This window comes from Massilia aurea (assembly GCF_014200505.1).
GTDB classification, from domain to species: Bacteria; Pseudomonadota; Gammaproteobacteria; order Burkholderiales; family Burkholderiaceae_D; genus Telluria; species Telluria aurea_B.
The window spans coordinates 264,987-288,904 of the sequence record NZ_JACHBX010000002.1; the positions used below are offsets into that span (position 1 = coordinate 264,987).

Genomic DNA, 23,918 nt, shown 5'->3' on the forward strand with positions numbered 1-23,918 from the left:
CCGCGCATGCGCTGCGCCGTCAACTGACTCTACACGAATCCCCTTAGGCATGCCTGAACTCCCAGAAGTCGAAGTTACCCGGCGCGGCGTCGCGCCCCATCTCGAAGGCCGCATCGTCGAGCACGTCATTTGCCGTCGCGAAGGATTGCGCTGGCCCTTCCCGCCCGGCCTGTCCGCGTTGCTGGAAGGCCGCCGCATCCTGGACATCGGACGGCGCGGCAAATATCTGTTGATCAATTTTGAGCATGGCACACTGATCATCCACCTTGGCATGTCGGGCCACCTGCGCGTGCTGCCCCCGGGCATCGAGCCGCGCACGCACGACCACTTCGACCTGGTCGTGGACGGCCCCGAGGGCCGGCAAGTGCTGCGCCTGAATGACCCGCGCCGCTTCGGCGCCGTGCTGTGGCATGCCAATGAAGACGGCCCCCTGCCCGAGCACGTGCTGCTGCGCGGCCTGGGCGTCGAGCCGCTGGCAGACGGCTTCGACGGCGCCCTGCTGTTTCGCGAAACCCGCCGCCGCAGCGCCCCGATCAAGCAGGTGCTGCTGGCCGGCGACATCGTCGTTGGCGTGGGCAATATCTACGCGTGCGAAAGCCTGTTCCGGGCCGGCATCAACCCGAAAACGGCGGCCTCGCGCATCAGCCGCGCACGCTACGACCGGCTGGCCGAAGCGATCCGCGTCATCCTGGCCGAAGCGATCGTCCAGGGCGGCAGCACGCTGCGTGACTTTATTGCTGTAAATGGCCAGTCTGGATATTTCCAGCAGACATATTTCGTCTATGATCGTGCAGGCGTACCCTGCCGCCAATGCGCGGTGCCGGTACGCCAGATCAAGCAGGGGCAACGTTCGACGTTCTACTGCGCCCAGTGCCAGCGCTAGTCATCCCTACGAGCAAACACGATGCAGGATTTACAACAGTACGGCGCCTGGCGCGCCCGGGTCGCCGCCTCCCTCACCGGCTACGGCAGCGCACTGCGCGACGCCGGGCTGATCGATGCGGCCGGCGAGCAGCTGCTGGCGCGCGCGCTGGGGCGCCTGCGTGACGACCGCCTGTCGGTGGCCTTCGTGGCCGAGTTCTCGCGCGGTAAAACCGAGCTGATCAACGCACTGTTCTTCGCCGACTACGGCCAGCGCATCCTGCCGTCCAGCGCCGGCCGCACCACCATGTGCCCGACCGAACTGCTATGGGATGCGAGCCTGCCGCCCTGCCTGCGCCTGCTGCCGATCGACACCCGCGCCGGCCACCTGTCCACCGGCGACTACCGCGACGACGACGCCGCCTGGACCGTGTTCCCGCTCGATCTCGACTCGCCGGCGGCCATGCACGAGACGCTGCGCCAGGTCAGCCAGACGCGGCGCGTCTCGACCGTCGAAGCGCAGCGCTACGGTCTGTACGATGCCGATGATCCCGACCTGGCCGCCAGCCTCGACCCGGACGGCACGATCGAGATCCCGCGCTGGCGCCACGCGATCATCAACCTGCCGCACCCGCTGCTCAAACAGGGCCTGGTGATCCTCGATACGCCGGGCCTGAACGCCATCGGCACCGAGCCCGAACTGACGCTGAACCTGATCCCGAACGCGCACGCGGTGCTGTTCGTGCTGGCCGCCGAGACGGGCGTGACCAAGAGCGACATCGAAGTCTGGCGCACGCACATCGGCGCCGGGCCGGGGCGCCTGGCCGTGCTCAACAAGATCGATGCGATGTGGGACGAGCTCAAGTCGCCAGAGGCCGTCGACGCCGACATCGCGCGCCAGCAGCACGACGTGGCGCGCCAGCTGGGCCTTTCGGCTGGCCAAGTGTATCCGGTGTCGGCGCACAAGGCGCTGGTCGGCCGCATCGGTGGCGACATGGCCCTGTTCGAGCGTAGCCGCCTGGGCGCGCTCGAAGCGGCGCTGTTCCACGAATTGATTCCGGCGCGGCGCGCGATCGTCGAGCGCCAGCTGCACGCCGATCTCGAAGCGCTGGTGGCGAGCCAGCAGATGCTGGTGGCCACGCGCCTGCGCGAGCTGATCGAGCAGTTGCAGGAACTGCGCAGCCTGCGCGGCAAGAACCAGGGCGTGATCGCGCACATGGTGCGCCGGGTCGAGGCCGAGAAGAAGGAATTCGACGCCGGCCTGTTCAAGCTGCAGGGCACGCGCGCCGTGTTCACGCGCCTGTCGACCGAACTGTATACGCTGCTGGGCATGGACGTGCTGCAGGACCGGACCGAGACCGTGCGCGTGGCGATGAGCGCAGTGCGCTTCGCCACCGGCATGCGCGCGCCGGTGCGCAACTACTTCGACGGCGCCCGCGCCGGCCTGGCCGATGCCGACGCCAAGCTCACGGAAATCACGTCGATGATGGACGCGATGCATCGCAAGTTCGCCGCAGAGCATGGCATGAGCCTGGGCCTGCCGCCGACCCTGACGCTGGCGCGCCACCGCGACGAGATCGACGCCATCGAAGAACTCTTTTCGCGCCAGTTCGGCACCGCCACCTTGTGGATGAACAGCCGCGCCACACTGCTTGAGCGCTTCTTCGATTCGATCGCTTCGCGCGTGCGCCGCGTGTACCGCGCCGCCAACGCCGACATCGAAGCCTGGCTGAAAGTGGCCAACGCGCCGCTCGAAGCGCAGATCCGCCAGCACCGCGACAACCTGCGCCAGCGCCAGGCGACCGTAAAACGCATCCACGAAGCGAGCGACAGCCTGGAACAAAAAATCGGCGCCTTCGAGAGCGGCCAGGCCGAACTCGACGTCACGCGCACGCGCCTTGGTGCGCTGGCCGCCGGCGTGACTGCGACCTTGTCCGACACCCTACCCAACTCCGCGACGGCCACCAGCGCCGACGCCCACTACACGACTGCATGAAGCGACTGACCGAGTTTGACCAGCTGGCCGATCCGACCTTTTCCCGGGCCGTGATCGACTGGCAGCGCAGCCATGGCCGCCACACCCTGCCATGGCAAAACACCACCGACGCCTACCGCGTGTGGCTGTCCGAAATCATGCTGCAGCAGACCCAGGTCGCCGCGGTGCTGGGCTACTACGCGCGCTTCCTGGAGCGCTTCCCGACCGTGCACGCATTGGCCGAAGCCCCGGCGGAAGACGTCATGGCCCACTGGAGCGGCCTGGGTTACTACACCCGTGCGCGCAACCTGCACGCCTGCGCCAAGCGCGTCGTGGCGGATTACGACGGCGTGTTCCCGAGCGATCCGGCGCTGCTGGCCGACCTGCCCGGCATCGGCCGCTCGACTGCCGCCGCCATCGCCGCCTTCTCGGGCGGCGTGCGCGCCGCGATCATGGACGGCAACGTCAAGCGCGTCTTCGCGCGCGTGTTCGGGATCGACGCCTACCCCGGCATCAAGCCGGTCGAGGATGCGCTGTGGCGCCGCGCCGAAGCGCTGCTGCCCGAAGATGGCGGCATCGAGTCGTACACGCAGGGCCTGATGGACCTGGGCGCCACGCTGTGCACGCGCTCGCGCCCCGACTGCGGCCGCTGCCCGCTGCAGGCCCGCTGCGTGGCCTTCGCCACCGGCCGCACGGCCGAACTGCCGGTGCGCAAACCGAAGAAGACGACGCCCGAAAAACGCACCGCGATGCTGGTGCTGATCGATCGCGGTGAAGTGCTGCTCAAGCAGCGTCCGCAAACAGGCATCTGGGGCGGCCTCTTGTCGCTGCCGGAAGTGGGCGGCCATGTGGCGATGGACGGCGATGCCGATCCCGTCTGCACGGCGGACATCGCGGCCGCCAGCAGCGCGTTCGGCACGATTGACGAAGTGCGCGCGCTCACGCCGTTGATGCATGGGTTCACGCACTACAAGCTGCACATCGCGCCGTTTGCGGTGACGCTGGCCACGCGTGGTGAGCATGGCGCCGGGCACGTGTGGTGGAAGCTCGATGCGATTGCTGATGCGCCATTGCCGGCGCCGGTCAAGAAGTTGTTGCTGGATTTGTCGCAGCCAAGCCTGTTCAGCCAGTAAGACTCATTGGTTTGAACGCGTGGGCGGCTGCGCCGCCCACGCGTTCAAACCAACCTCGATCTCTGGTATGCGAAGGCGAGTTGAACGCGTGGACGGGAAACCCGTCCACCCTACGTGGCTGGATTTCGTAGGGTGGGCGGCTATGCCGCCCACGCGTTCAAACCACCCTTGCTCCGTGGCATGCGAAGGCGAGTGGAATGCGCGGCCTTAAAAGTGATCGAGCGAGAAAATGCGCCGGTGCTCGCGGATCGCATAACGGTCAGTCATGCCGGCGATGTAATCGGCGATCTTGCGCGCCTGCTTGTGCGGATCGCCCTGCACCTGATAGTCGCCCGGCAGCAGCACCGGATCCGCCAGAAACGCTTCGAACAGTTCGCGCACGATGCGGCTGGCCTTCACGCGCATGCGGTTGACCTGGAAATGGCGATACAGGTTCGCGTACAAGAAGCGTTTGAGTGCCACGGTCTCGGCGCGCATCGCGTCCGAGAAGCGGATCAGCGGCGGCGCGGCGCGCACGTCGTCGATGGTCGCTGGCGCCGCCTCGGCAATCAGGCCCGCTGATGTGTCGACCAGGTCGGCCGTCATCGCGGTGATCATCAGGCGGATCGTTTCGTACAGCGCGCGCCGGCCCGGCAAGCCCGGATAGCGCGCCTCGACTTCGCGATGCAGGCGCGCGAACAGCTCGACTTCTTCCATCTGCGCCATCGTGATCAGGCCCGAACGCAGGCCGTCGTCGATGTCGTGGTTGTTGTACGCGATCTCGTCGGCCAGGTTGGTCAGCTGCGCTTCGAGGCTGGGCTGGCTGCGCTCGATGAAGCGCTGGCCCAGGTCGCCCAGCTGGCGCGCGTTGTTCAGCGAGCAGTGCTTGAGGATGCCTTCGCGCGTCTCGAACGTCAGGTTCAGGCCATCGAAGGCGCCGTAGTGTTCTTCGAGATGGTCGACCACGCGCAGGCTTTGCAGGTTGTGCTCGAAGCCGCCGAAGTCCTTCATGCATTCGTTGAGCACATCCTGGCCGACGTGGCCGAACGGCGTATGGCCAAGATCGTGCGCCAGCGCCGTCGCTTCGACCAGGTCTTCGTTCAGGCGCAGGCTGCGCGCCAGCGTGCGGCCGATCTGGGCCACCTCGATGCTGTGCGTCAGGCGCGTGCGAAACAGGTCGCCTTCGTGGTTGATGAAGACCTGCGTCTTGTACTCAAGACGGCGAAACGCGGTCGAGTGGATGATGCGGTCGCGGTCACGCTGGTACTCGCTGCGCGAACCGGGCCCCGGCTCGGCATGCGTGCGCCCGCGCGACTGGGCCGAATGCGCCGCATACGGGGCCAGGCCCGCGTCGAAGTCGCGCATCAGGCTACTCATGCGCTGCAGGCCGCGAGCGTCGAGCGCAGCACGTCCAGCGGCGCGGTCGTGATCGACGGGCTGCCCAGTGGTTTGAGCAGGATGAAGCGGATTTCGCCGCCCTCGTTCTTCTTGTCGACTTCCATCAGCTCGATCCAGCGTGTTTCGCCCAGATCCGGCGCCACGGCCGGCAGGCCGGCGGCGCGTACCAGCGCGCGCACGCGCTCCACGGCGGCCGGCTCGATCAGGCCTAGGCGCGCCGACATGTCGGCCGCCATCACCATGCCGCAGCCGACTGCTTCGCCGTGCAGCCAGGCGCCGTAGCCGAGGCCATTTTCGATCGCATGGCCAAAGGTATGGCCGAAGTTCAGCACCGCGCGCAGGCCGCCTTCGCGCTCGTCCTTGCGCACGACGTCGGATTTGATTTCGCACGAACGGGCGATCGCGTAGCCGATGGCGTGGCGGTCGCGCGCAATGAGCGGCTTGATGTTCGCTTCGATCCAGTCGAAGAAATCGGCGTCGAGGATCGCGCCATGCTTGATCACTTCGGCCAGGCCGGCCGACAGCTCGCGCGCCGGCAGTGTCGCCAGCGTGGCGGTATCGGCAATCACGGCGCGCGGCTGGTAGAACGCGCCGATCATGTTCTTGCCCAGCGGGTGGTTGATGCCGGTCTTGCCGCCCACCGATGAGTCGACCTGCGCCAGCAGCGTGGTCGGAATCTGCACGAATGGCACGCCGCGCATGTAGCTCGACGCGGCAAAGCCGGTCAGGTCGCCGATCACGCCGCCGCCCAGCGCCACCAGCGTGGTCTTGCGGTCGCATTTGTGCTGCAGCAGCGCGTCGTAGACAAGGTTCAGCGACTGCCAGTTCTTGTGCTCTTCGCCATCCGGCAAAATAATTTCGAGCACGTCGCGGCCCGCCGCGCGCAGGTGGCCCGCGACCTTCTCGAGGTACAGCGGGGCCACCGTGGTGTTGGTGACGATGGCCACCTTGTGGCCGCCGATGTGGCGCGCGAGCAGCGCGGCGTCGTCCAGCAAGCCGGCGCCGATCTCGATCGGGTAGCTGCGCTCGCCGAGTTCGACGTTGAGAGTGATGTGTGCCTGTTCGTTCATTACAGTCCTTGCATGCTTGCGCGCGCGGGCGTTTTCCTGCGCGGCCAGCTGGTCCAATATGGTTTGAACCATCGATTGTACGTTAGGCCTGCCGGTGTCGATGACGAGGTCGGCGATCTCGCGGTACAGCGGATCGCGTTCGGTCCAGAGTTGCTCGAGTTTGCCGCGCGGGTCGGCGGTCTGCAGCAGCGGGCGGTTCTTGTCGTGCGCGGTGCGCTGCAGGATGCTGCCGATCGACGCGCGCAGATAGATCACGGTGCCGCGCTCAGCCAGCAAGGCGCGGCTGGCCGGATTGAGCACGGCACCCCCGCCAGTGGCCAGGACCAGGCCCTGCTGCGCCGACAGGTCGCGGATCACATCGGCTTCGCGCCGGCGAAAGCAGGCTTCGCCCTCGATCTCGAAGATCCACGGGATGGTCGCACCGGTGCGCGCTTCGATCTCGTGATCGGCGTCGACGAAGCGGCGATTGAGCTTGCGAGCAAGCAATCGACCGATCGTGGTCTTCCCTGCCCCCATCAGGCCAACAAGGAAGATATTGTTGTTCTTGGGATGTGGCACAACCAGACCCGTTGAGATGAAAAAGACGGCCAGTATAGACTGGCCGCCTCTCATTCCGCCAATTTTACGGGCAGGTGAAGTTGAGTGTGAACGGGATCGAGGTGACCGCGCCGCGCGGTGTGGTCGCACGCACGCTGAAGTTGGCCACACTGGCGGCGGTACACGGCTTGGCACCGGTAGCAGCCACCGTGATCCGGTGATTCGATCCCTGTGGACCGTTGCCAGGCGCAGCAAAGATGCTCGGCACGGTTTCGGGCGCCACTTCGACGCTGGTCGCATTGACTGCACCGCTGACCGCGATGGTGGTGCCAGCAGGCAGCGCGTTGCCATTCAGATCAACCAGCTGGACCGAGAACACCTTCGATTCGTTTGCGCTGGCATTGCCAAGGCTGATCGGGAACACGGTGCTGGGGCTGGCGGCGCCATTGACGTACACAGCAGCCACCGATTCATCGCTAAAAGTGATCGTGGTCTTGGCGAACTGGGTGTTCAGACCGTCGGTCGTGCTGGCGCAGATCGTGGCAACACCAGCCCGCGTGGTGTCGGCGGTCGAACCAGTTCCGGAATTGCACGGCGTGACTGGCGTGCCGGGCGCGGCGACGCGGGGATTCTGGGTACGGAAAGCAACCGAGCAGCCGCCATTGACGGTATTGCAGCCGCCTTTGCTCGATGACCCGATGGCGCCGAGGTTGGTCTGGAACACGATCGGCGTGCCATCCGCGACAGGATTGCCGAAGTTATCGGCCAACAGCACATTGACCGTGGCGGCCGGGGTAGTCGGACCGCTGTCATACGACCAGCCGTCCACATTGCCCTGGCTGACGCTGAGCGAGAAGGCGCGCTGCACCGGCAGGCCTGTGGTCACGACGATCGAATCGGACGTCGTCGAAATATCCGGGCGGCTGGCGTTCGCAGTGCCGGGCAACACGGCCTGGACGCGGAAGGTGGTCGGCACGTCCAGCGAATTGACCGTGGTGATCACTTCGCCATTCTGGTCGGTGCTGTCGGTGGCCTTGTTCAGGGCCACGGCACCGCTTGGCACGATGTTGAAATCGACGCGACGACCGGCCAGCGGACGATCGAACACGTCGAACACGCGGAAGCGCAGCGTGGCGGTCTCGGTGCGATTGATACCGCCCTGGCCACGGATCACGATCGATTTGTCGGTCGGCAGCGCTTCAACGAACTGGACCGAAGCAGCGCTCGGCGGCGCGATGGCCAGTGCGGCCGAGGCCGCCGTGGCGACACCGTCAGCGGTCGCAGTAATAATGTCGTTATTGCCGCAACCCTGGTCGCGGTAGACGGTCTGGGCAGTACCATTGTTGGTGGCGACGGTCGCCGCGAGGGTCGCCTTGCCGGATGTGACGCACGCCGAGCTGAAGCGGACGTTGACCTGCTGGCTGGTGTACTTGACGCCATTGGCCAGCAGATCGACCGAGATCACCGTCGAACCATAGGCATCGATGCTGGTCGGGGCCAGGGTCAGGGCGCTGAACGCCAGCGAGGTGGCGTTGACCGAATACGCGGCATCACCCGTCACGGTAACACCAGCCACGCTCGCGCTCGCAGTCACGCGACCGGCGCCACCGGCAGCCAGGCTGGCGCTGCGCAGCGTGATGGTGGCCGTGCCGCTCGCATCGGCCAGTGCAGTGCCCGCGCCTGGCGCAAATACGGCCAGGTCGGCATCGGTAGTGAATGTCACGAGCGCATTTGGCACCGGCTGGTTGGCCGCATCGCGCACCACAGCGCGCACCGTCAATGGCGTGGCGCCGCTCAAGGCCGTGCTGGCCTGACCGCTGGCATTGACGAGGCTGACACCAACGGTCGGGCTGGCTGGCGTGGTCGGTGTGGTCGGTGTGGTTGGCGCTGTGCCGCCGCCAACAGTGCCCGGGTTGCCGCCGCCGCCGCCGCATGCACTGAGAGTGGCAGCCAGGAGCAGCGCCAGGCTGCTGTAGGTGATTGTCTGGTTTTTCATATCGGTTCGTTGTTGTTATCGGTCGTTGATGAAACAAGAATCAGCGTGCGCCCGCCACGTTGTCGTTCACGATCTTCGGGGTGATGAAGACCAGCAGTTCGGTCTTGCTGCTTTCACGTGCAGTGGTCTTGAACAGGTAACCCAGCAGCGGCACGTCGCCCAGGAACGGCACCTTGCTCTCATTGGTGCGCTCGGTCTGCTGGTAAATCCCGCCCAGTACCACGGTGCCGCCGTTTTCGACCATCACCTTGGTCTTGACGTGCTGGGTATTGATGGCAAAGCCCGCGCGGGTGTCTTCGCCCTTCGAATCTTTGCTCACGTCCACTTCCAGCACCACGTTGCCGTCCGGCGTGATCTGCGGCGTGACTTCCAGGCGCAGGTTGGCCTTCTTGAATTCGATCGCGGTGGCGCCGCTGCTGGTGCTGTTTTCGTAAGGCAGCTCGACGCCCTGCTCGATCAATGCGACCTGCTTGTCTTCGGTGACCACGCGCGGGCTCGAGATGATCTTGCCCTTGCCGTCCGCTTCCAGCGCCGACAGTTCCAGGTTCAGGAAGCGGTTGGCCGCCGACGAGAACAGCGAGAACGCCAGCGACGAGGCCGGAATACCGCCGATGCCGGCCGCCGGCAGGTTGACCATCGTTGTGTTGTTGAAGCTGTCGGCGCTGTTGGCCACCTGGCCGGTGGTCTGGCCCACGCCGACCAGGTTGCCGCCGATGGCGATGCGTTCGTTGCCATTGACCTGCCAGCCCGAATCGCCGCCGCGCATCGTGCGCATGTCGGCAAAGCCCAGTTTGGCGCCGAGGTTGCGCGAGAAGCCGTCATTGGCTTCCACCAGGCGCGCTTCGATCAGGACCTGCTTCGAGGCGACGTCGGTTTTCTGGATCAGCTTGCGGATGTCTTCGATCTTCGACGCGATGTCGGTCACGAACAGCTGGTTGGTGCGCGGATCGATGATCGCGCTGCCGCGCCGGGACAGCACGCGGTTGCGGCCCGCGTCGCCGGCAGCGCCCGCACCGGCGCCCACGCCGCCCTGGTCCAGGCCGAACACGTTGCGGAACGATTCGGCTTTCTGGTAATTGAGCTGGAAGATCTCGGAGCGCAGCGGCTCGAGTTCGGCGATCTGGGCGCGCTGCTCGAGTTCGAGCTTTTCCTTGGTCAGCAGTTCTTCCTTCGGCGCAATCCACAGCACGGTGCCGTTCTTGCGCATGTCCAGGCCCTTGGCGGTCAGGATCACGTCCAGTGCCTGGTCCCATGGCACGTCCTTCAGGCGCAGCGTCAGAAAGCCCGCCACCGAATCGCTGGCGATGATGTTCAGGCCCGAGATGTCGGCCACGGCCTGCAGTGCGGCGCGCACTTCGACGTTCTGGAAATCGAACGAGAGTTTTTCGCCGCGGTAGCCCTGTGGATTGTTGCTCGAGCCGGGGCTGTTGCGGTTCGGGTCTTCCACGACCGGGCGCACTTCGACCACCAGTTGCGAGTCGCTCTGGAATACCGACTGCTCCCAGGCGCCCTGTGCCTCGATCGTCATGCGCACGTTGTCGCCCTGGGCGCTGGTGGCCACGCGGGTGACGGGCGTGCCGAAGTCGGTCACGTCCAGGCGGCGGCGCAGCGATTCAGGCAGGCGGGCGCCGATGAAGTCGACCGTCACGCCGGTACCGGTCTGGCGCACGTCGACGGCGACCTGGTTGTTCGGCAGGTCGACCACGACGCGGCCAGCGCCGTTGGCGCCGCGCTTGAAGTCGAGGTCGCGCAATTGCGGCCGCGCCGCCAGCGCTGAAGCCACCGGTGCGGCGGGCGCCGCGACCGGCAGGCCGCTGGCGTTGACCGCGCGCGCCACGCCGCCCGTGCCTTCGACGGTCACGATGATCGACTTGCCATCGATGGCCGTCGCGTAGTTCAGCGCGCGTGCCAGGTTGACCACCATGCGGGTGCGCTCGCCGGCCTGCACCAGGTTCAGGCTGCGCACGTCGCCCAGGTTCAGCTCCTGCATGTTCTTGCCGGTGGCGTTCGCGGTGGCGCCGAAGTCGAGCGCGATGCGCGCCGGGTTGGTGATGGCAAAACCGATCGGCGCACGGGTTGGTACATCGCGCATGGTCACGTTGATGACCACATTGCTGCCTTGCTGGTTGGCCGTGATCGATTCGATCGCATTGCCCTGGGCCAGGGCGGCGCCGGCGCACGTCAACAGCACGAGTGCGGTGGCAGCGCGCGCCAGCCAGGCCGGCATGGCGAAGCGAATCTGGACGTTGGGGGTCATTTACTGCTCTCCTGGTTGTGCTGCAGCTCGATGTTGGCTAGTCGTTCCACCCAATCGCCGGTGGCGTCCTGCACCGATTCCCTGATTTCGATCGCCTCGTCACTCACGCGGGTGACGCGGCCATAATTCTGTCCCAGCCGCTGGCCGGGCCGGACGCGGTAGAGCGCCCGGTCGATCTGTACCAGCGCGTAGCTCACGCCGCCTTTTTTCATCGTGCCGACCATCCGCATCGTGTCGAGCGGGAAGTTCTCGAGCGGCTCTTTCGGGCGGTTCAGGTCAGGCTGGTTGGCGTTGGGGCTGGACTGCGCCATGCGCGCCAGTTCACCCAGCAGCTTGGTCTGGTCGAACGGGTCGAGCGCTTCGCCCGGCAGGTAGGCGTGCGGCTGGAACGTCTTCGGTTCCGGCAGCGGCTTGACCTTCGAGACGGTGCGGCCCTCGACCTCTTTCATCCAGGCGCGGGTTTCGCCGACGCCGCCATCGCCGCAACCGGCCAGCAAAGCTGCCATGGCGAACAGCGTAATCACGTGAGCTCGTATCATCACTTGCCTTTGCCTTTACCCTTGCCTTTGGCCGCCTTCTTCTCGGCCGCGCGCGCGGCGCGCTGGGCGATCAGTTCTTCCTGGTCGAGATAGCGGAAGGTCTTGGCGATCGCTTCCATCTCGAGGTTGCCTTCCTTGACGCTTACCAGCGACAGGTTGTTGAGCGTGACGATGCGCGGCAGATTCGCCATGTCGGCGGCAAACGCGCCCATGTCGTGGTACTGCCCGCTCACCTTGATACTGATCGGCAGTTCGGCGTAGTAATCGCGCACCACTTCCTGGCCCGGCTTGAACAGCTCGAACTGCAGGCCGCGGCCCACGCCCGCCTGGTTGATGTCCGACAGCAGCGCAGCCATTTCCGACTTGCTCGGCAACTGCTTCTCCAGGCGTACCACGTACTGGTCGACCTGGGCCTTCTGCGCCTTGAGCGCTTCCAGGTTGATCGCCTGCGCCATCTTGGTTTCGTACTCGCCGCGCAGCCGCACTTCTTCCTGCGCAAGCGTTTCCTGCTCGGCGAACTGGTCGCTCCAGTAGAAGTAGTAACCCAGGCCGACCACCAGCGCCACCACGCCGGCCGCGCATAACAGGCGCGGCGCCAGTGGCCACTGGCCCGGCTGGCGGCCTTGCAGGTCTTCGAATTGCGCCGCGAGCTGGGCGAACTGCGCCTTGATATCGATGTTCATGATTTCCCCGACGCGCCAGGTTTGGCTGCGGCGCCGTCGTCAGGCGCATCGCTGTTGCGGGCGCGCTTGATCGACACGGCCAGCGTGAATTCCACCACCTTGCGCGCGCTCTTGCTCTGGGTGACGGTGGCGGCGCGCACTTCGGTCAGGTCGGGCTTTTCCAGCCATGCCGAATGACTCGACAGATTACGCAGCAGTTCGGCGACGCGCTCCTGCGACTGGGCGGCGCCGGTCAGGATCACGCGCTGGCCATCCTGCTTGACGGTTTTGAGGTGCACGCCGTCGGGGGCCTGGCGCACCAGTTCGTCGAGCAGGTAGACCGGCTGGTTGCGGTCGCCCTGCAAGTCTTCGACCGCCTGCTGGCGTGCCTGCAGGGCGGCGATTTCTTCCTTCAGCGTCGTGATCTCGCCGATTTTCTTGTCGAGTTCGGCGCTGGCCTGCTTGAGCACCTCGTTGCGCTCGTTCTGGACCGAAATCTGGCTGGCGTTGTAGCCACCCACCAGCAGCACGATGCCAGCGCCGACCAGGCCGCCAAGCGCCATCAGCGCCACGAACGCCGATTGCTTCTGCTTGCGTTTTGCCTCGCGGTGAGGCAACAGGTTAATGCGGATCATCAGCCGAACCTCCGCAAGGCCAGGCCGCAGGCGACCAGGTAGGCCGGCGCTTCCTGGCGCAGCTGGTGTTCACGCACGCCGGGGCCGAACGCCATATTCTCGAACGGCGAGGCCAGGCTGGTGGCGATGCGGGTGCGGCCGGCCACGATCTCCATGATGCCAGGCAGCAGCGCGCAGCCGCCGGCCAGGTAGATGCGGTCGATGCGCGTGTACGGCGTCGACGTATAAAAGAACTGGATCGCGCGCGTGACTTCCAGCGCCGCGTTTTCCAGGAACGGGGCGAGCAGGTCGGCGCGGTAGTTTTCCGGCAGGTCGCCCGCCTTCTTGCGCGTTTCGGCTTCCTCGAAGGCCATGCCATAGGCGCGCACGATGTCCTGCGTGAGCGTGTTGCCGCCGAACGGCTGCTCGCGCTCGTAGACCGCTTCGCCATTGAACAGCACCGACACGTGGGTGGCCTGGGCGCCGATCTGGAACAGCGCGACGATCTGGTCGCGCAGCAGGCCGGCGGCGTTTTCCAGCGCACTGCGCGCGGCGTATGATTCAATGTCCATCACGGTGGCCAGCAGGCCGGCACCTTCGGCGATGGCGATACGGTCTTCGACTTTTTCGCGGCGGGCGGCGGCCAGCATCACTTCCATGTCGTCCGCCGAGTTGAGCGCCGGGCCGATCACGTCGAAGTCGAGGCTGACTTCATCGAGGGCGAACGGGATGTACTGGCTGGCTTCGGATTCGACCTGTACTTCGAGCTGGTCTTCCGACAAACCGGCCGGCAGGATGATTTTCTTGGTGATCACGGCCGCTGGCGGCATGCCCAGCGCAACGTGCTTGGCACGCGTGCCGCTCTTTTTCCAGACCCGGCGCACGGCGTCGGCCACCTGGTCCATGTTTTCGATATTGCCATCGACCACGGCGCCGCGCGGCAGCGATTCGGTCGCATAGCGCTCGAGACGCACGAGTCCCTTGCCGGCGTCGGCCAGCTCGACCAGGCGAACGCCGGACGTGCTGATATCGAGCCCGATCATTGGCGGACTCGACTTTCCAAACAAGGAACCCAGATTGATCACCAAAACACTCCTTGACACCGATTGGGGCAGAATCTGGCTGTAGACGCCCTTGCAAGGGTCGTTGTCGTTAACCAAACACCTGTTATTTTCTTATAAAAATCCGATACTTACGTGAAAGCACCGTCTCGGATCGTAGCAATAAAGGATGATGCCGGACAAGATATTTCTACTTGGGAACATCAGAATGCGGGGCATGCGCACCACACTTTGTCGATTCGTTGCCAGCTAAATATTGCTCTGTAGTTCGATTAAGCTCGGGCCAGTATCGGGTGCCAAACTGCTGTCTTATAATGAGGCGGATCAACAAAGCGAAAGTCAGCATGAAAGAGAAACAGGCAGCACCTTCTTCCTCCTCGAAGTTCAGCCCAAAGCGCCTGATCCTCATTGCATTCGCCAGCCTGTTCGGTCTGGGTGCGATTGGCGTACTCGTGCTCGTGTTCGCCCTGGCCATGGCGTACCCGAACCTGCCGGCGCTGGACACGATCACCGATTACCGGCCCAAGATGCCACTGCGGATCTTCACGGCCGATAACGTCCTGATCGGCGAATTCGGCGAAGAGCGCCGCACGCTGGTCCACTTCAAGGACATCCCGGATGTCATGAAAAAGGCCGTGCTGTCGATCGAAGACGACCGCTTCTATGAACACAGCGGCATCGATTACCTGGGCATCATGCGCGCGGCCGTGCGCAACGCCACCGGCGGCGCGCGCCAGGGCGCCTCGACCATCACCCAGCAGGTGGCGCGCAACTTCTTCCTGTCGTCGGAACAGACCTTCAAGCGCAAGGCATACGAAGCGATGCTGGCCTGGAAAATCGAGAAGAACCTGTCCAAGGACCAGATTCTCGAGCTGTACATGAACCAGATCTACCTGGGCCAGCGCGCCTTCGGCTTCCAGTCGGCGGCCCAGATCTATTTCGGCAAGGACCTGCGCGACATCACCGTGGCCGAAGCAGCCATGCTGGCCGGCCTGCCGAAAGCCCCGTCGGCCTACAACCCCGTGGTCAATCCGACCCGCGCCAAGACGCGCCAGCAGTACATCCTGGTGCGCATGCACCAGCTGGGCTATATCAGCGACGCCCAGTTCGCCCAGGCCAAGGTCGAACCGCTCAAGATCAAGACCGACAGCGCCGCCTTCGGCGTGCACGCCGAGTACGTGGCCGAAATGGCGCGCCAGCTGGTGTATGAGCAGTTCAAGGAAGACACCTACACGCGCGGCCTGAACGTCTTTACGACTATCACCAAGGCTGACCAGGATGCGGCTTACCTGGCGCTGCGCCGTGGCGTGATGGACTATGAACGCCGCCGCGCCTATCGTGGCCCGGAATCGTTCATCGACCTGCCATCGGGTAAAGCAGCGGCCGACGAAGCGATCGAAGCCGAACTGGCCGAGCATCCGGACAGCGACAACATCATCGCGGCCGTCGTGCTGCAGGCGTCGAGCACGCAGGTCCAGGCAGCGATCGCCTCGGGCGAGACGATCACGCTGTCGGGCCCGGGCCTGGCGTTTGCCAAAGCCTGGCTGTCGGACAAGGCTGCGCCGAACCGGCGCGTGCGCCGCGGCGCCGTGATCCGCGTGATGCAGGATGACGAATCGAAGTGGCTGATCACGCAGATGCCCGAAGTGGAATCGGCCTTTGTGGCGGCCAATACCGAAGATGGCGCGATCCGCGCGCTGGTGGGCGGCTTCGACTTCAACCGCAACAAGTTCAACCACGTGACGCAAGCCTGGCGCCAGCCCGGCTCGTCGTTCAAGCCGTTCATCTACTCGGCTTCGCTCGAGCGCGGCCTGTCGCCAGCGACCATCATCAACGATGCGCCGATCAGTTTCGATGCCGGCCAGACCGGCGGCCAGGCGTGGGAACCGAAGAACTACGACAGCAAGTACGACGGCCCGATGACGATGCGACGCGGCCTGCAGCAGTCGAAGAACATGATCTCGATCCGCATCCTGAACAAGATCGGTGCGCGCTACGGCCAGGAATACGCGGCCCGCTTCGGCTTTGATCCGGAGCGCAATCCGGCCTACCTGACGCTGGCCCTGGGCGCGGGTGCCACCAACCCGCTGCAGATGGCCGGCGCCTACGCGGTGTTCGCCAACGGCGGCTACCGCGTCAGCCCGTACCTGATCTCGAAGGTCACCGACAGCGACGGCAAGGTGCTGTCCGAAGCGCGGCCGGCACGTGCGGGTGACGAAGCGAACCGCGTGATCGATGCGCGCAATGCCTTCCTGATGGACAGCATGCTCAAGGACGTGGTCCGCCACGGCACCGCGAACAAGGCGATGGCCCTGAAGCGCACCGACCTGGCCGGCAAGACCGGTACCACCAACGACTCGATCGACGCCTGGTTCGCGGGCTACCAGCCAAAGCTGGTGGGCATTGCCTGGATGGGCTACGACAAGCCGCGCAACCTGGGCGCGCGCGAGACCGGTGGCGGCCTGGCCCTGCCGATCTGGATCGGCTACATGCAAAAGGCGCTGAAGGACCAGCCGATGGTCGAACGCGAGGTGCCGGCCGGCCTGGTGCAGTACGGGTCCGAGTACTACTACGCCGAGACGCCGCCAGGCAGCGGCGTCGAAGCGCTCGACGTCGGCCAGCCGCCGCCGGCGCAGCAACAGCAGGAACGCGACGCGGTACGGAACGAGTTGTTCTGATCACCCGGACATGAAACGACAAAGGCGGCCAATGGCCGCCTTTGTTTTAGGCGTAGGGTGGACGGCTATGCCGTCCACGCGTTCAAACGAGGCTGGCTTCGTGACACGGCATTGTTCGTTGAACGCGTGGACGGGATACCCGTCCACCCTACCTGAGCAAATGACAAAGCCCCGTTACACCAGCGTGACCGGCGCCCCGCCCTGCTCGCTCGCATAGCGCCCGAGCGCCGCGAAGAACTCGCTGTCGTCGCGCGTGTTGCGCCATTCGTCACCCACGCGCTTGTAGTGATAGCCGCCCGAGCGCGCCGCCAGCCACATCTCTTGCAGCGGCGCCTGGCTGTTGATGATGATCTTGGTGCCGTTGTCGATGAACTCGATTTCGAGCACGTTGCCGCTGCGCTTGCACTCGACGTCGACGATGTCCTCGTCGTTCAGGCGATCAAAGGCCGTTTCGATCCGTTTCAGGGTCAGGTCGGCCAGGTCCAAAAATTCGGTTTCGGTCATGCTACACTCCAAATCTGCTAATCAAACCTTGATTCTAATCGTGAAGTCCTCCCTCGCGCTTCCTTTCGGCGCTGCGCTGCTCGCTTCTGCCCTCGCCGGCTGCGGCCAGACCGGCCCGCTGTACATGCCCAACCCACCCGCCAGGCCCGCGCCGGTCGTCGTCGACCAGCCAGCCCAGCCCGTCCCGTCGAACAACGCGTCCACCCCGGCGCCATACCGCTAACCGTCCGCTTCCACCTTCGCTTTTACCTTATGCCCCACTTCTTGTACCAGGACGGCGTGCTGCACGCCGAAGGCGCTTCCCTGTCCGCCATCGCCGACGAATTCGGCACGCCGACCTATGTCTATTCCAAGGCCACGCTGCTCGAGAACTTCAACGCCTACCAGGATGCCTGCGCCGAGCGCGACGCGCTGGTCTGCTATGCAATGAAGGCCAACTCAAACCTCGCCGTGCTCGACCTGCTGGCGCGCCAGGGTGCGGGCTTCGACATCGTCTCGGGCGGCGAACTGCTGCGCGTGATCGCTGCCGGCGGCGATCCTGGCAAGACCATTTTCTCGGGCGTGGGCAAGACCGAGGCCGAGATGACGCTGGCGCTGGAAAAAGGCATCCTGTGCTTCAACGTGGAATCGATCCCCGAACTGCACCGCCTGAACGCCGTGGCCGGCAAACTCGGCATGCGCGCACCGGTCTCGCTGCGCGTGAACCCGAACGTGGACGCCAAGACCCACCCGTACATCGCCACCGGCCTGAAGGCCAATAAATTCGGCGTCTCCTTCGACGAGGCACTCGACACCTACCGCGCAGCCGCTGCACTGCCGCACCTGGACGTGGTCGGCATCGACTGCCATATCGGCTCACAGCTGCTGGACGACGCGCCGCTGCTCGAGGCGCTCGACAAGCTGATCGACCTGATCGACACGCTGCACGCCGAAGGCATCCACCTGCACCATCTGGACATCGGTGGCGGCATCGGCGTCGACTACGGCGTGGCGGGCGACGCGCCGCCAGTGCCGGTGGGCGACTACCTGGGCCGCCTGTTCGCGCGCATCGACGCCTGGCGCGCGGCAAAGTATGACGGCCAGCCGCTCAAGGTAATCTTCGAGCCGGGCCGCTCGATCGTTGCCGAGGCCGGCGTGCTGCTCACGCGCGTGGAATACCTCAAACCGGGCGCCGAGAAGAACTTCTGCATCGTCGACGCCGCGATGAACGACATGATGCGCCCGACGCTGTACGGAGCCTGGATGGGCCTGCAGGCAGTGACGCAGCGCGAGAGCGAAGCACTGATGTGGGATGTCGTGGGACCGATCTGCGAATCGGGCGACTGGCTGGCGCGCGAGCGCGAGCTGGCCCTGGAGCCGGGCGACCTGCTGGCCATGATGACAGCCGGCGCTTATGGCATGACGATGGCGTCGAACTACAACACGCGTGGCCGTGCAGCCGAAGTGATCGTCGATGGCGACACCATCCACCTGGTGCGGCGCCGCGAAACGCCCGTCGAGACGTTCGCGCTCGAGACGCTCATCAAATAAAAAAAGCCCGCGCGATGCGGGCTTTTTTTATGGACGTACCGGTTGCGACTTGCCCCTCACATTCCACCAGACGCGCCATGCAAGCAGCAACGCAATGATCGAGCCGAAGATGATGGGTCTGGCGAAATCGTTCTTGCCCTCTTTCATCCACCAGAAGTGCAGGATCGACAGCGGCGCGATCACGTAGATCAGGCGGTGCAGCCATTGCCAGCGCTTGCCGCCCAGGCGCTTGATCATCGCGTTGGTCGAGGTTGCGGCCAGCGGAATGAGCAGCACGAAGGCGATGAAGCCCACCAGGATGAACGGCCGCTTGATGACGTCGGCCAGCATCGCCGGCACGTCGAAGAAGTGATCGAACCACAGGAATGCCGTGAAGTGCACGAGTGCATAGAAAAACATGAACAGGCCGATCATGCGGCGCAGCTTGACGAGCCAGTTCCAGCCCGTCAGGCGCCGCAGCGGGGTCACCGCCAGCGTGATGCACAGGAAGTACAGCGCCCATTCGCCGCTGCCCTTGGTGATCGCTGCCAGCGGATCCGAAAAACTGCCGCTGGCAGTGCCCCACACCAGGCGTGCGAAGGGGATCAGCGCCAGCACAAAAACAATGGCCTTGACCCACCCCACCTGTTTGCTGTTCAACCCTGCCATCAGAAATAACGCTTCAGATCCAGGCCGGTATACAGCGACGACACCTGGTCGTAGCCATTGAACATCAGGGTCTTGCGCTTTGGTGCAAACAGGCCCGATTCACCGATGCGGCGCTCGCTGGCCTGCGACCAGCGCGGGTGGTCCACGTTCGGATTCACGTTCGAGAAGAAGCCGTATTCGCGCGGCGCCATATCATTCCAGGCGGTCTTCGGCTGGCGTGAGAGCAGGCGAATGCGCACCAGCGACTTGGCCGACTTGAAACCATACTTCCATGGCACGACGAGGCGCACCGGCGCCCCGTTCTGGTTCGGCAGCACCTGGCCATACATGCCCATCGTGAGCATCGTCAGCGGGTGCATGGCTTCGTCGATGCGCAGGCCCTCGACGTACGGCCAATCCAGCACGCCACTGCGCAGGCCCGGCATCTGCTTGGCGTCGGCCAGCGTCGTGAATTCGACGAACTTGGCGTTGCCCGTTGGTTCGACCTGCTTGAGCAGGTTCGACAGCGAATAACCGACCCACGGAATGACCATCGACCACCCTTCGACGCAGCGCAGGCGATACACGCGCTCCTCAAGCGGCGCGAGTTTCAGCAGGCTGTCGATGTCGAGCGTCAGGGGCTTCTTGACCTCGCCCTCGATGCGCACGGTCCAGGGCCGGGTGCGCAGCGTGTGCGCGTTCTCGGCTGGATCGCCCTTGTCGAGGCCAAATTCGTAGAAGTTGTTGTAGCCGGCAGCATCCTTGAACGGGGTCTGCTTTTCGTCGGTGGACAGCGCCACATTGGCGCGCGCCGCGAGCTTCTGGCCGGCGGTTTGGGCAAAGGCTTCGCGGTTGGCCATCTCCCAGACGACGCTGCCGACAGCGGCCGTGGCGGCCATGCGGGTGATGAATTCACGCCGGCCGGTATAAATCTCTTGCGGCGTGATTTCGGAAGGGTACGGAAGATCGAGTCCGTTGGGATTGCGTTTGAAGAGCATGGCTGGCCTCGCGAGCTTGGGAAGCTTCACATTACACGAAGTTCCCTTAAGCTGGCGTTAGGGTGGACGGCTCCGCCGTCCACGCGGTGATCATTAGCAGCACGCTCACACGGACAGCGAGCGCCTCTGACTCATCAAAGCTCGCCGTACGAGTGCAGACCCGACAGGAACATGTTCACGCCCAGGAAGGCGAACGTGGTCACCAGCAGGCCGACCACCGCCCACCAGGCCGCGACACGGCCGCGCAGGCCCGTCATCAGGCGCATGTGCAGCCACGCCGCGTAGTTGAGCCACACGATCAGCGCCCACGTCTCTTTCGGATCCCACGACCAGTAGCCGCCCCATGCTTCAGCCGCCCACAGCGCGCCGAGGATGGTGGCAACGGTGAAGAACGCGAAACCGACCGAAATCGACTTGTACATCACGTCGTCGAGCACCTCGAGCGAAGGCAGGCGGTCGACCAGCATGCCATGCGACTTGAGCAGGTAGGCCGACGCGACCATCGCGGCCAGCGCGAACGTGCCGTAACCGATGAAGTTGGCCGGCACGTGGATTTTCATCCACCAGCTCTGCAGCGCCGGCACGAGCGGCTGGATCTGGGCAGCGTCACGCGAGACCGTGTACCACAGCAGGAAGCCGACGGCGGCGCCAATGATCAGCATCACGAACGGGCCTAGCTGGCGCGTGGCGTAGTGTTCTTCGTAATACAGGTGGAACAGCGCGGTGATGAGGGCGAACAGGATGAACACTTCGTACAGGTTCGACACCGGGATGTGGCCGACGTCTGGACCGATCAGGTACGACTCGTACCAGCGCACCATCATGCCGACCGCGCCGATCACGACTGCGGCCCAGCACAGCGCCGCGCCCACGCCGCCGCCGAACTTGCCGCAGCTTAACAGGCCAACCCAGTAGAACACGGTCGAGAACACGAACAACGCGCTCATCCACAGGATGGCCGACTGACTCGACAGCATGTACTTCAGGAAGAATTTTTGCTCGGCAGCGGCAAGGTTGCCGTCGTACAGCGCGATCGCGCCCAGCGACAGCACGGCGACCAGCGGCAGCAGCCAGCGCATCGGTTTCCAGTACCAGCCCAGCACGGCAAACACGGGCGCCGTGCACACCAGGATCACCTCTTCATAGATGTCCATGAAGTGCCCGTACCGGTTCAGCGCAAACAGCGCCGCAGCGCACAGGGCGAGCGCGTACAGCCAGTCGGCCGGCCCCAGGCGGCGGAAATAGCCCGGCGCTTCCTGGTATTGATCGGTCGGGCGCGCCGGGGCGCCAGTCTTGGGTTGTGACAGTTCCATTGTTTTCTCCAGGCCCGCGCAGCTTACGCCGGTTGTGGCAGCTTTACAGTCAAGTCTTCGTACTCGCGCTCGAAATCGAGCGTCTTGCGTTGCGTGCTCATGGCCATCAGCGCCTCGGCGCCAGCCTCCGGGTTACCCGGCACGTCGCGCACCCAGATCCAGACGCGCCGCTCGCGAATGTAGAACATCGCGAACACGCCCAGCACGAGCAGGAGACAGCCGAAGTAGACCACGTTCTTGCCCGGCGAGCGCGTCAATTGCAGCACCGAGGCCTTTACTTCGGTGAAATCGTCGAGCTGCAGATACACCGGCGCGCCGTACAGATAACTGTCCGACAACGCATTGGTGGCCAGTTGCAGGAAGCGGCCATTGGCGTCCGTGGGCGCGGCCGCGGCGTCGCCGTGTTTTTCGCGCGCCACTTGCCACAGTTCCCACAGCGTGCCGTTGAGCATCTTCATGAAGATGCCGGCTGCTTTTTCCTGCTCGGCCTGCGGAATCTTTTCCAGGAACTGGGCCACGCCGACAAAGCCGCCGCGACCGTCGCCGCCGGCAAAGATGCCGAGCGTGCGCGCCGCCGATTCCTGCAACTGGCCAGCCAGGGCGCTGCCTGAGTTGCCGCCCAGCGCCCTCGCAGCATAGCGGCGTGCCGCCACGGCGCGTGCTTCGGGATCGGCCAGCGCTGCGCGCAGGCGCATCCAGTCGCCCACGCCGTAGCGCTCGTCCACCGGAATACGCAGGAAGCTGAAGCTTTCCGACGGGTTCGCGCGCACACCGGCCAGATAGACTTGCGCGCCATCGAGCGTCATCGGCTGCATGTAGTTCATGAATTCGCGTGCCTGGCCGCTGGCGTCACGCAGCTTGTATTGCACGCTGGGGCCGACGTTCTTGAGGTCCTTGGTGGCGTCCGGATTGGCAGCCGCGCCCGAGGCCTTGCCCAGCGTAGCGGCGAACTGTTCGTTGAACGTTTTGCCCTTGCTCACCGCACGCACGTCATTGCCCTGGCTGATGTTTTCGACGTTGAACGGGCGGAAACCCGACCACTCGACCGCATAGGTGTCGCCGCCGATTTTGAGTTCGGTAGCGCTGTTGACTTCGCCTTCAATCGGGAAACTGGCGCTGGCGGCGCCGTTCATCGGGTATCCCGTCAGCCGCAGTTTGCTGCCGCCATCGTCAAAGCTCGACTGGTAGACGGCAATGCCCTTGTAGATCAGCGGGTGATTGACCTTGATGGTCGATTCGAACGTGTGGCCGTTTTCCAGGTCACGCACGACCACGTCGCTGGCAAACAGTTTCGGCATGCCGGTCGAATAGAACTCGATATGGAATTTCTTGAGCTGCAGCGAGAACGGCAGCTCCTGCACCAGCACACCCGTCGGCTGGTTCAGGATGGCGGTGCGGCTGGCCTGCCCTTCGGCAATGGCGGTATTGCCACGGAAGGTCGGGTTGCCCGTGCCCAGGCGGTGCTGGGCCGGAATATCGGCAATCACGCCGCTGCCGGTGAACGGCGTCTTGTTGAACAGCCACTGCTGGATGCGCACGGGCAGATCCGAGTCGAGCGTGCCGCCCACCAGGATCACGATGATCGACGAGTGCGCGAAGATGTAGCCGAACTTGTTGCCGGCGCCCTTCTTGGCCGTCACCAGCGTGCCGCCATCCTTCTCGACAATTTTCGTGGCGTAGCCGGCGTGGCGCAGGCGCAGTGCGCTCTGCTCGGCCAGCGCGTTTTTCGGCAGCGGCGCCTGCCATTCGAGCTTGTGGTGGAAGTTGCGCAGCGAATCGAAGCGCACGTTTTCGCGCCAACTGCGCATGTCGCGCATCATTTTCGGCGCGTTGCGAATCAGGCACAGCCCGGTGGACATGACCAGCACCACCAGGATCACGAGGAACCACCAGCTGGAATACACGCTGTACAGGCCGAACTTGTTGAAAATCTCGAACCAGAACGGGCCGAACTGGTTGACGTAGTTCGACATCGGCTCGGCTTGCTTGAGCACGGTGCCGATGATCGACGAGATGGAGATGATGGTGAGAAGACTGATCGCAAACCGCATCGATGAGATCAGTTCGACCGCCTCGGCCAGACCACGGCGGCGGGTGTTCAGTGTAATTCCGGTGGTGCTCATGCTTTACAACTTTCTTCCTGCGCGGCGGGTAGCCGCTTGCAGGAAGGGGGTCAGCCCGTTGCT

19 protein-coding genes are annotated in these 23,918 nt (G+C 64.6%); 6 read left to right on the plus strand and 13 right to left on the minus strand.

The features are described from left to right. Positions 1-49: 49 nt before the first annotated feature. The 3 genes from mutM to mutY are packed head-to-tail and all read left to right on the plus strand — an operon-like array spanning position 50 to position 3,969. Complete coding sequence (gene mutM / locus HD842_RS10550; RefSeq protein ID WP_183554165.1) at positions 50-883, plus strand: bifunctional DNA-formamidopyrimidine glycosylase/DNA-(apurinic or apyrimidinic site) lyase; 834 nt, start codon at positions 50-52, stop codon at positions 881-883. A gap of 21 nt (positions 884-904) precedes the next feature. After that, the gene (locus HD842_RS10555) at positions 905-2,857 is read left to right on the plus strand and encodes a dynamin family protein (protein ID WP_183554167.1); all 1,953 of its coding nucleotides are present in this window, start codon (positions 905-907) and stop codon (positions 2,855-2,857) included. After that, on the plus strand, positions 2,854-3,969 hold the full coding sequence (gene mutY / locus HD842_RS10560; protein ID WP_183554170.1) for an A/G-specific adenine glycosylase: 1,116 nt from the start codon (positions 2,854-2,856) through the stop codon (positions 3,967-3,969). The genes HD842_RS10555 and mutY overlap by 4 nt, the downstream gene beginning before the upstream one ends. A gap of 207 nt (positions 3,970-4,176) precedes the next feature. On the opposite strand, the gene HD842_RS10565 is transcribed toward mutY, so the two are convergent. The 8 genes from HD842_RS10565 to HD842_RS10600 all read right to left on the minus strand — a co-directional run bounded on the left by HD842_RS10565 (position 4,177) and on the right by HD842_RS10600 (position 14,064). Further along, entirely contained in the window at positions 4,177-5,325 is a 1,149-nt protein-coding gene (locus tag HD842_RS10565; protein ID WP_229424713.1) for a deoxyguanosinetriphosphate triphosphohydrolase, read from the minus strand. Next, positions 5,322-6,932, minus strand: coding sequence for a bifunctional shikimate kinase/3-dehydroquinate synthase AroKB (aroKB, locus tag HD842_RS10570; protein ID WP_229424752.1), 1,611 nt, complete (start codon positions 6,930-6,932; stop codon positions 5,322-5,324). Before aroKB ends, HD842_RS10565 begins: the two co-directional genes overlap by 4 nt. A gap of 106 nt (positions 6,933-7,038) precedes the next feature. Continuing rightward, positions 7,039-8,949 (minus strand): Ig-like domain-containing protein, encoded by a 1,911-nt coding sequence (locus tag HD842_RS10575; RefSeq protein ID WP_183554174.1) that lies wholly within the window; start codon positions 8,947-8,949, stop codon positions 7,039-7,041. Positions 8,950-8,989: 40 nt separating this feature from the next. Beyond that, positions 8,990-11,206 carry a type IV pilus secretin PilQ gene (gene pilQ / locus HD842_RS10580; protein ID WP_183554176.1) on the minus strand — a complete coding sequence of 739 codons (2,217 nt, stop codon included), beginning with the start codon at positions 11,204-11,206 and terminating at the stop codon, positions 8,990-8,992. Continuing rightward, a complete protein-coding gene (locus HD842_RS10585; protein ID WP_370660822.1) occupies positions 11,203-11,730 on the minus strand; it encodes a pilus assembly protein PilP in 528 nt (175 codons plus the stop codon). Before HD842_RS10585 ends, pilQ begins: the two co-directional genes overlap by 4 nt. Positions 11,731-11,744: 14 nt before the next feature. Next, positions 11,745-12,428, minus strand: a complete 684-nt coding sequence (locus HD842_RS10590) for a type 4a pilus biogenesis protein PilO (protein ID WP_183554180.1) — start codon at positions 12,426-12,428, stop codon at positions 11,745-11,747. Next, entirely contained in the window at positions 12,425-13,042 is a 618-nt protein-coding gene (locus HD842_RS10595) for a PilN domain-containing protein (protein ID WP_183554182.1), read from the minus strand. The genes HD842_RS10590 and HD842_RS10595 overlap by 4 nt, the downstream gene beginning before the upstream one ends. After that, a complete protein-coding gene (locus HD842_RS10600) occupies positions 13,042-14,064 on the minus strand; it encodes a pilus assembly protein PilM (RefSeq protein ID WP_221290449.1) in 1,023 nt (340 codons plus the stop codon). The genes HD842_RS10595 and HD842_RS10600 overlap by 1 nt, the downstream gene beginning before the upstream one ends. Before the next feature lie 362 nt (positions 14,065-14,426). Between HD842_RS10600 and HD842_RS10605 the strand changes: the two genes are divergently transcribed. Next, a complete protein-coding gene (locus tag HD842_RS10605; protein ID WP_183554186.1) occupies positions 14,427-16,760 on the plus strand; it encodes a penicillin-binding protein 1A in 2,334 nt (777 codons plus the stop codon). A gap of 174 nt (positions 16,761-16,934) precedes the next feature. Here the strand turns inward: HD842_RS10605 and cyaY are convergent, their stop codons facing one another. Beyond that, positions 16,935-17,264 carry an iron donor protein CyaY gene (cyaY, locus tag HD842_RS10610; protein WP_183554188.1) on the minus strand — a complete coding sequence of 110 codons (330 nt, stop codon included), beginning with the start codon at positions 17,262-17,264 and terminating at the stop codon, positions 16,935-16,937. Positions 17,265-17,304: 40 nt separating this feature from the next. Between cyaY and lptM the strand changes: the two genes are divergently transcribed. Both lptM and lysA read left to right on the plus strand, forming a co-directional pair. Then, entirely contained in the window at positions 17,305-17,487 is a 183-nt protein-coding gene (gene lptM / locus HD842_RS10615) for an LPS translocon maturation chaperone LptM (protein ID WP_258837189.1), read from the plus strand. 29 nt (positions 17,488-17,516) lie between these two features. Next, positions 17,517-18,794, plus strand: coding sequence for a diaminopimelate decarboxylase (lysA, locus tag HD842_RS10620; protein WP_183554192.1), 1,278 nt, complete (start codon positions 17,517-17,519; stop codon positions 18,792-18,794). 27 nt (positions 18,795-18,821) lie between these two features. On the opposite strand, the gene HD842_RS10625 is transcribed toward lysA, so the two are convergent. The 4 genes from HD842_RS10625 to HD842_RS10640 form a co-directional block, all read right to left on the minus strand. After that, entirely contained in the window at positions 18,822-19,442 is a 621-nt protein-coding gene (locus HD842_RS10625) for a sulfite oxidase heme-binding subunit YedZ (RefSeq protein ID WP_183554194.1), read from the minus strand. Beyond that, on the minus strand, positions 19,442-20,419 hold the full coding sequence (gene msrP, locus HD842_RS10630; protein WP_183554196.1) for a protein-methionine-sulfoxide reductase catalytic subunit MsrP: 978 nt from the start codon (positions 20,417-20,419) through the stop codon (positions 19,442-19,444). Before msrP ends, HD842_RS10625 begins: the two co-directional genes overlap by 1 nt. A 134-nt stretch (positions 20,420-20,553) precedes the next feature. After that, entirely contained in the window at positions 20,554-21,732 is a 1,179-nt protein-coding gene (ccsB, locus tag HD842_RS10635) for a c-type cytochrome biogenesis protein CcsB (protein WP_183554198.1), read from the minus strand. Positions 21,733-21,755: 23 nt separating this feature from the next. After that, positions 21,756-23,855 (minus strand): cytochrome c biogenesis protein ResB, encoded by a 2,100-nt coding sequence (locus HD842_RS10640; RefSeq protein ID WP_183554200.1) that lies wholly within the window; start codon positions 23,853-23,855, stop codon positions 21,756-21,758. Between the last annotated feature and the right edge of the window lie 63 nt (positions 23,856-23,918).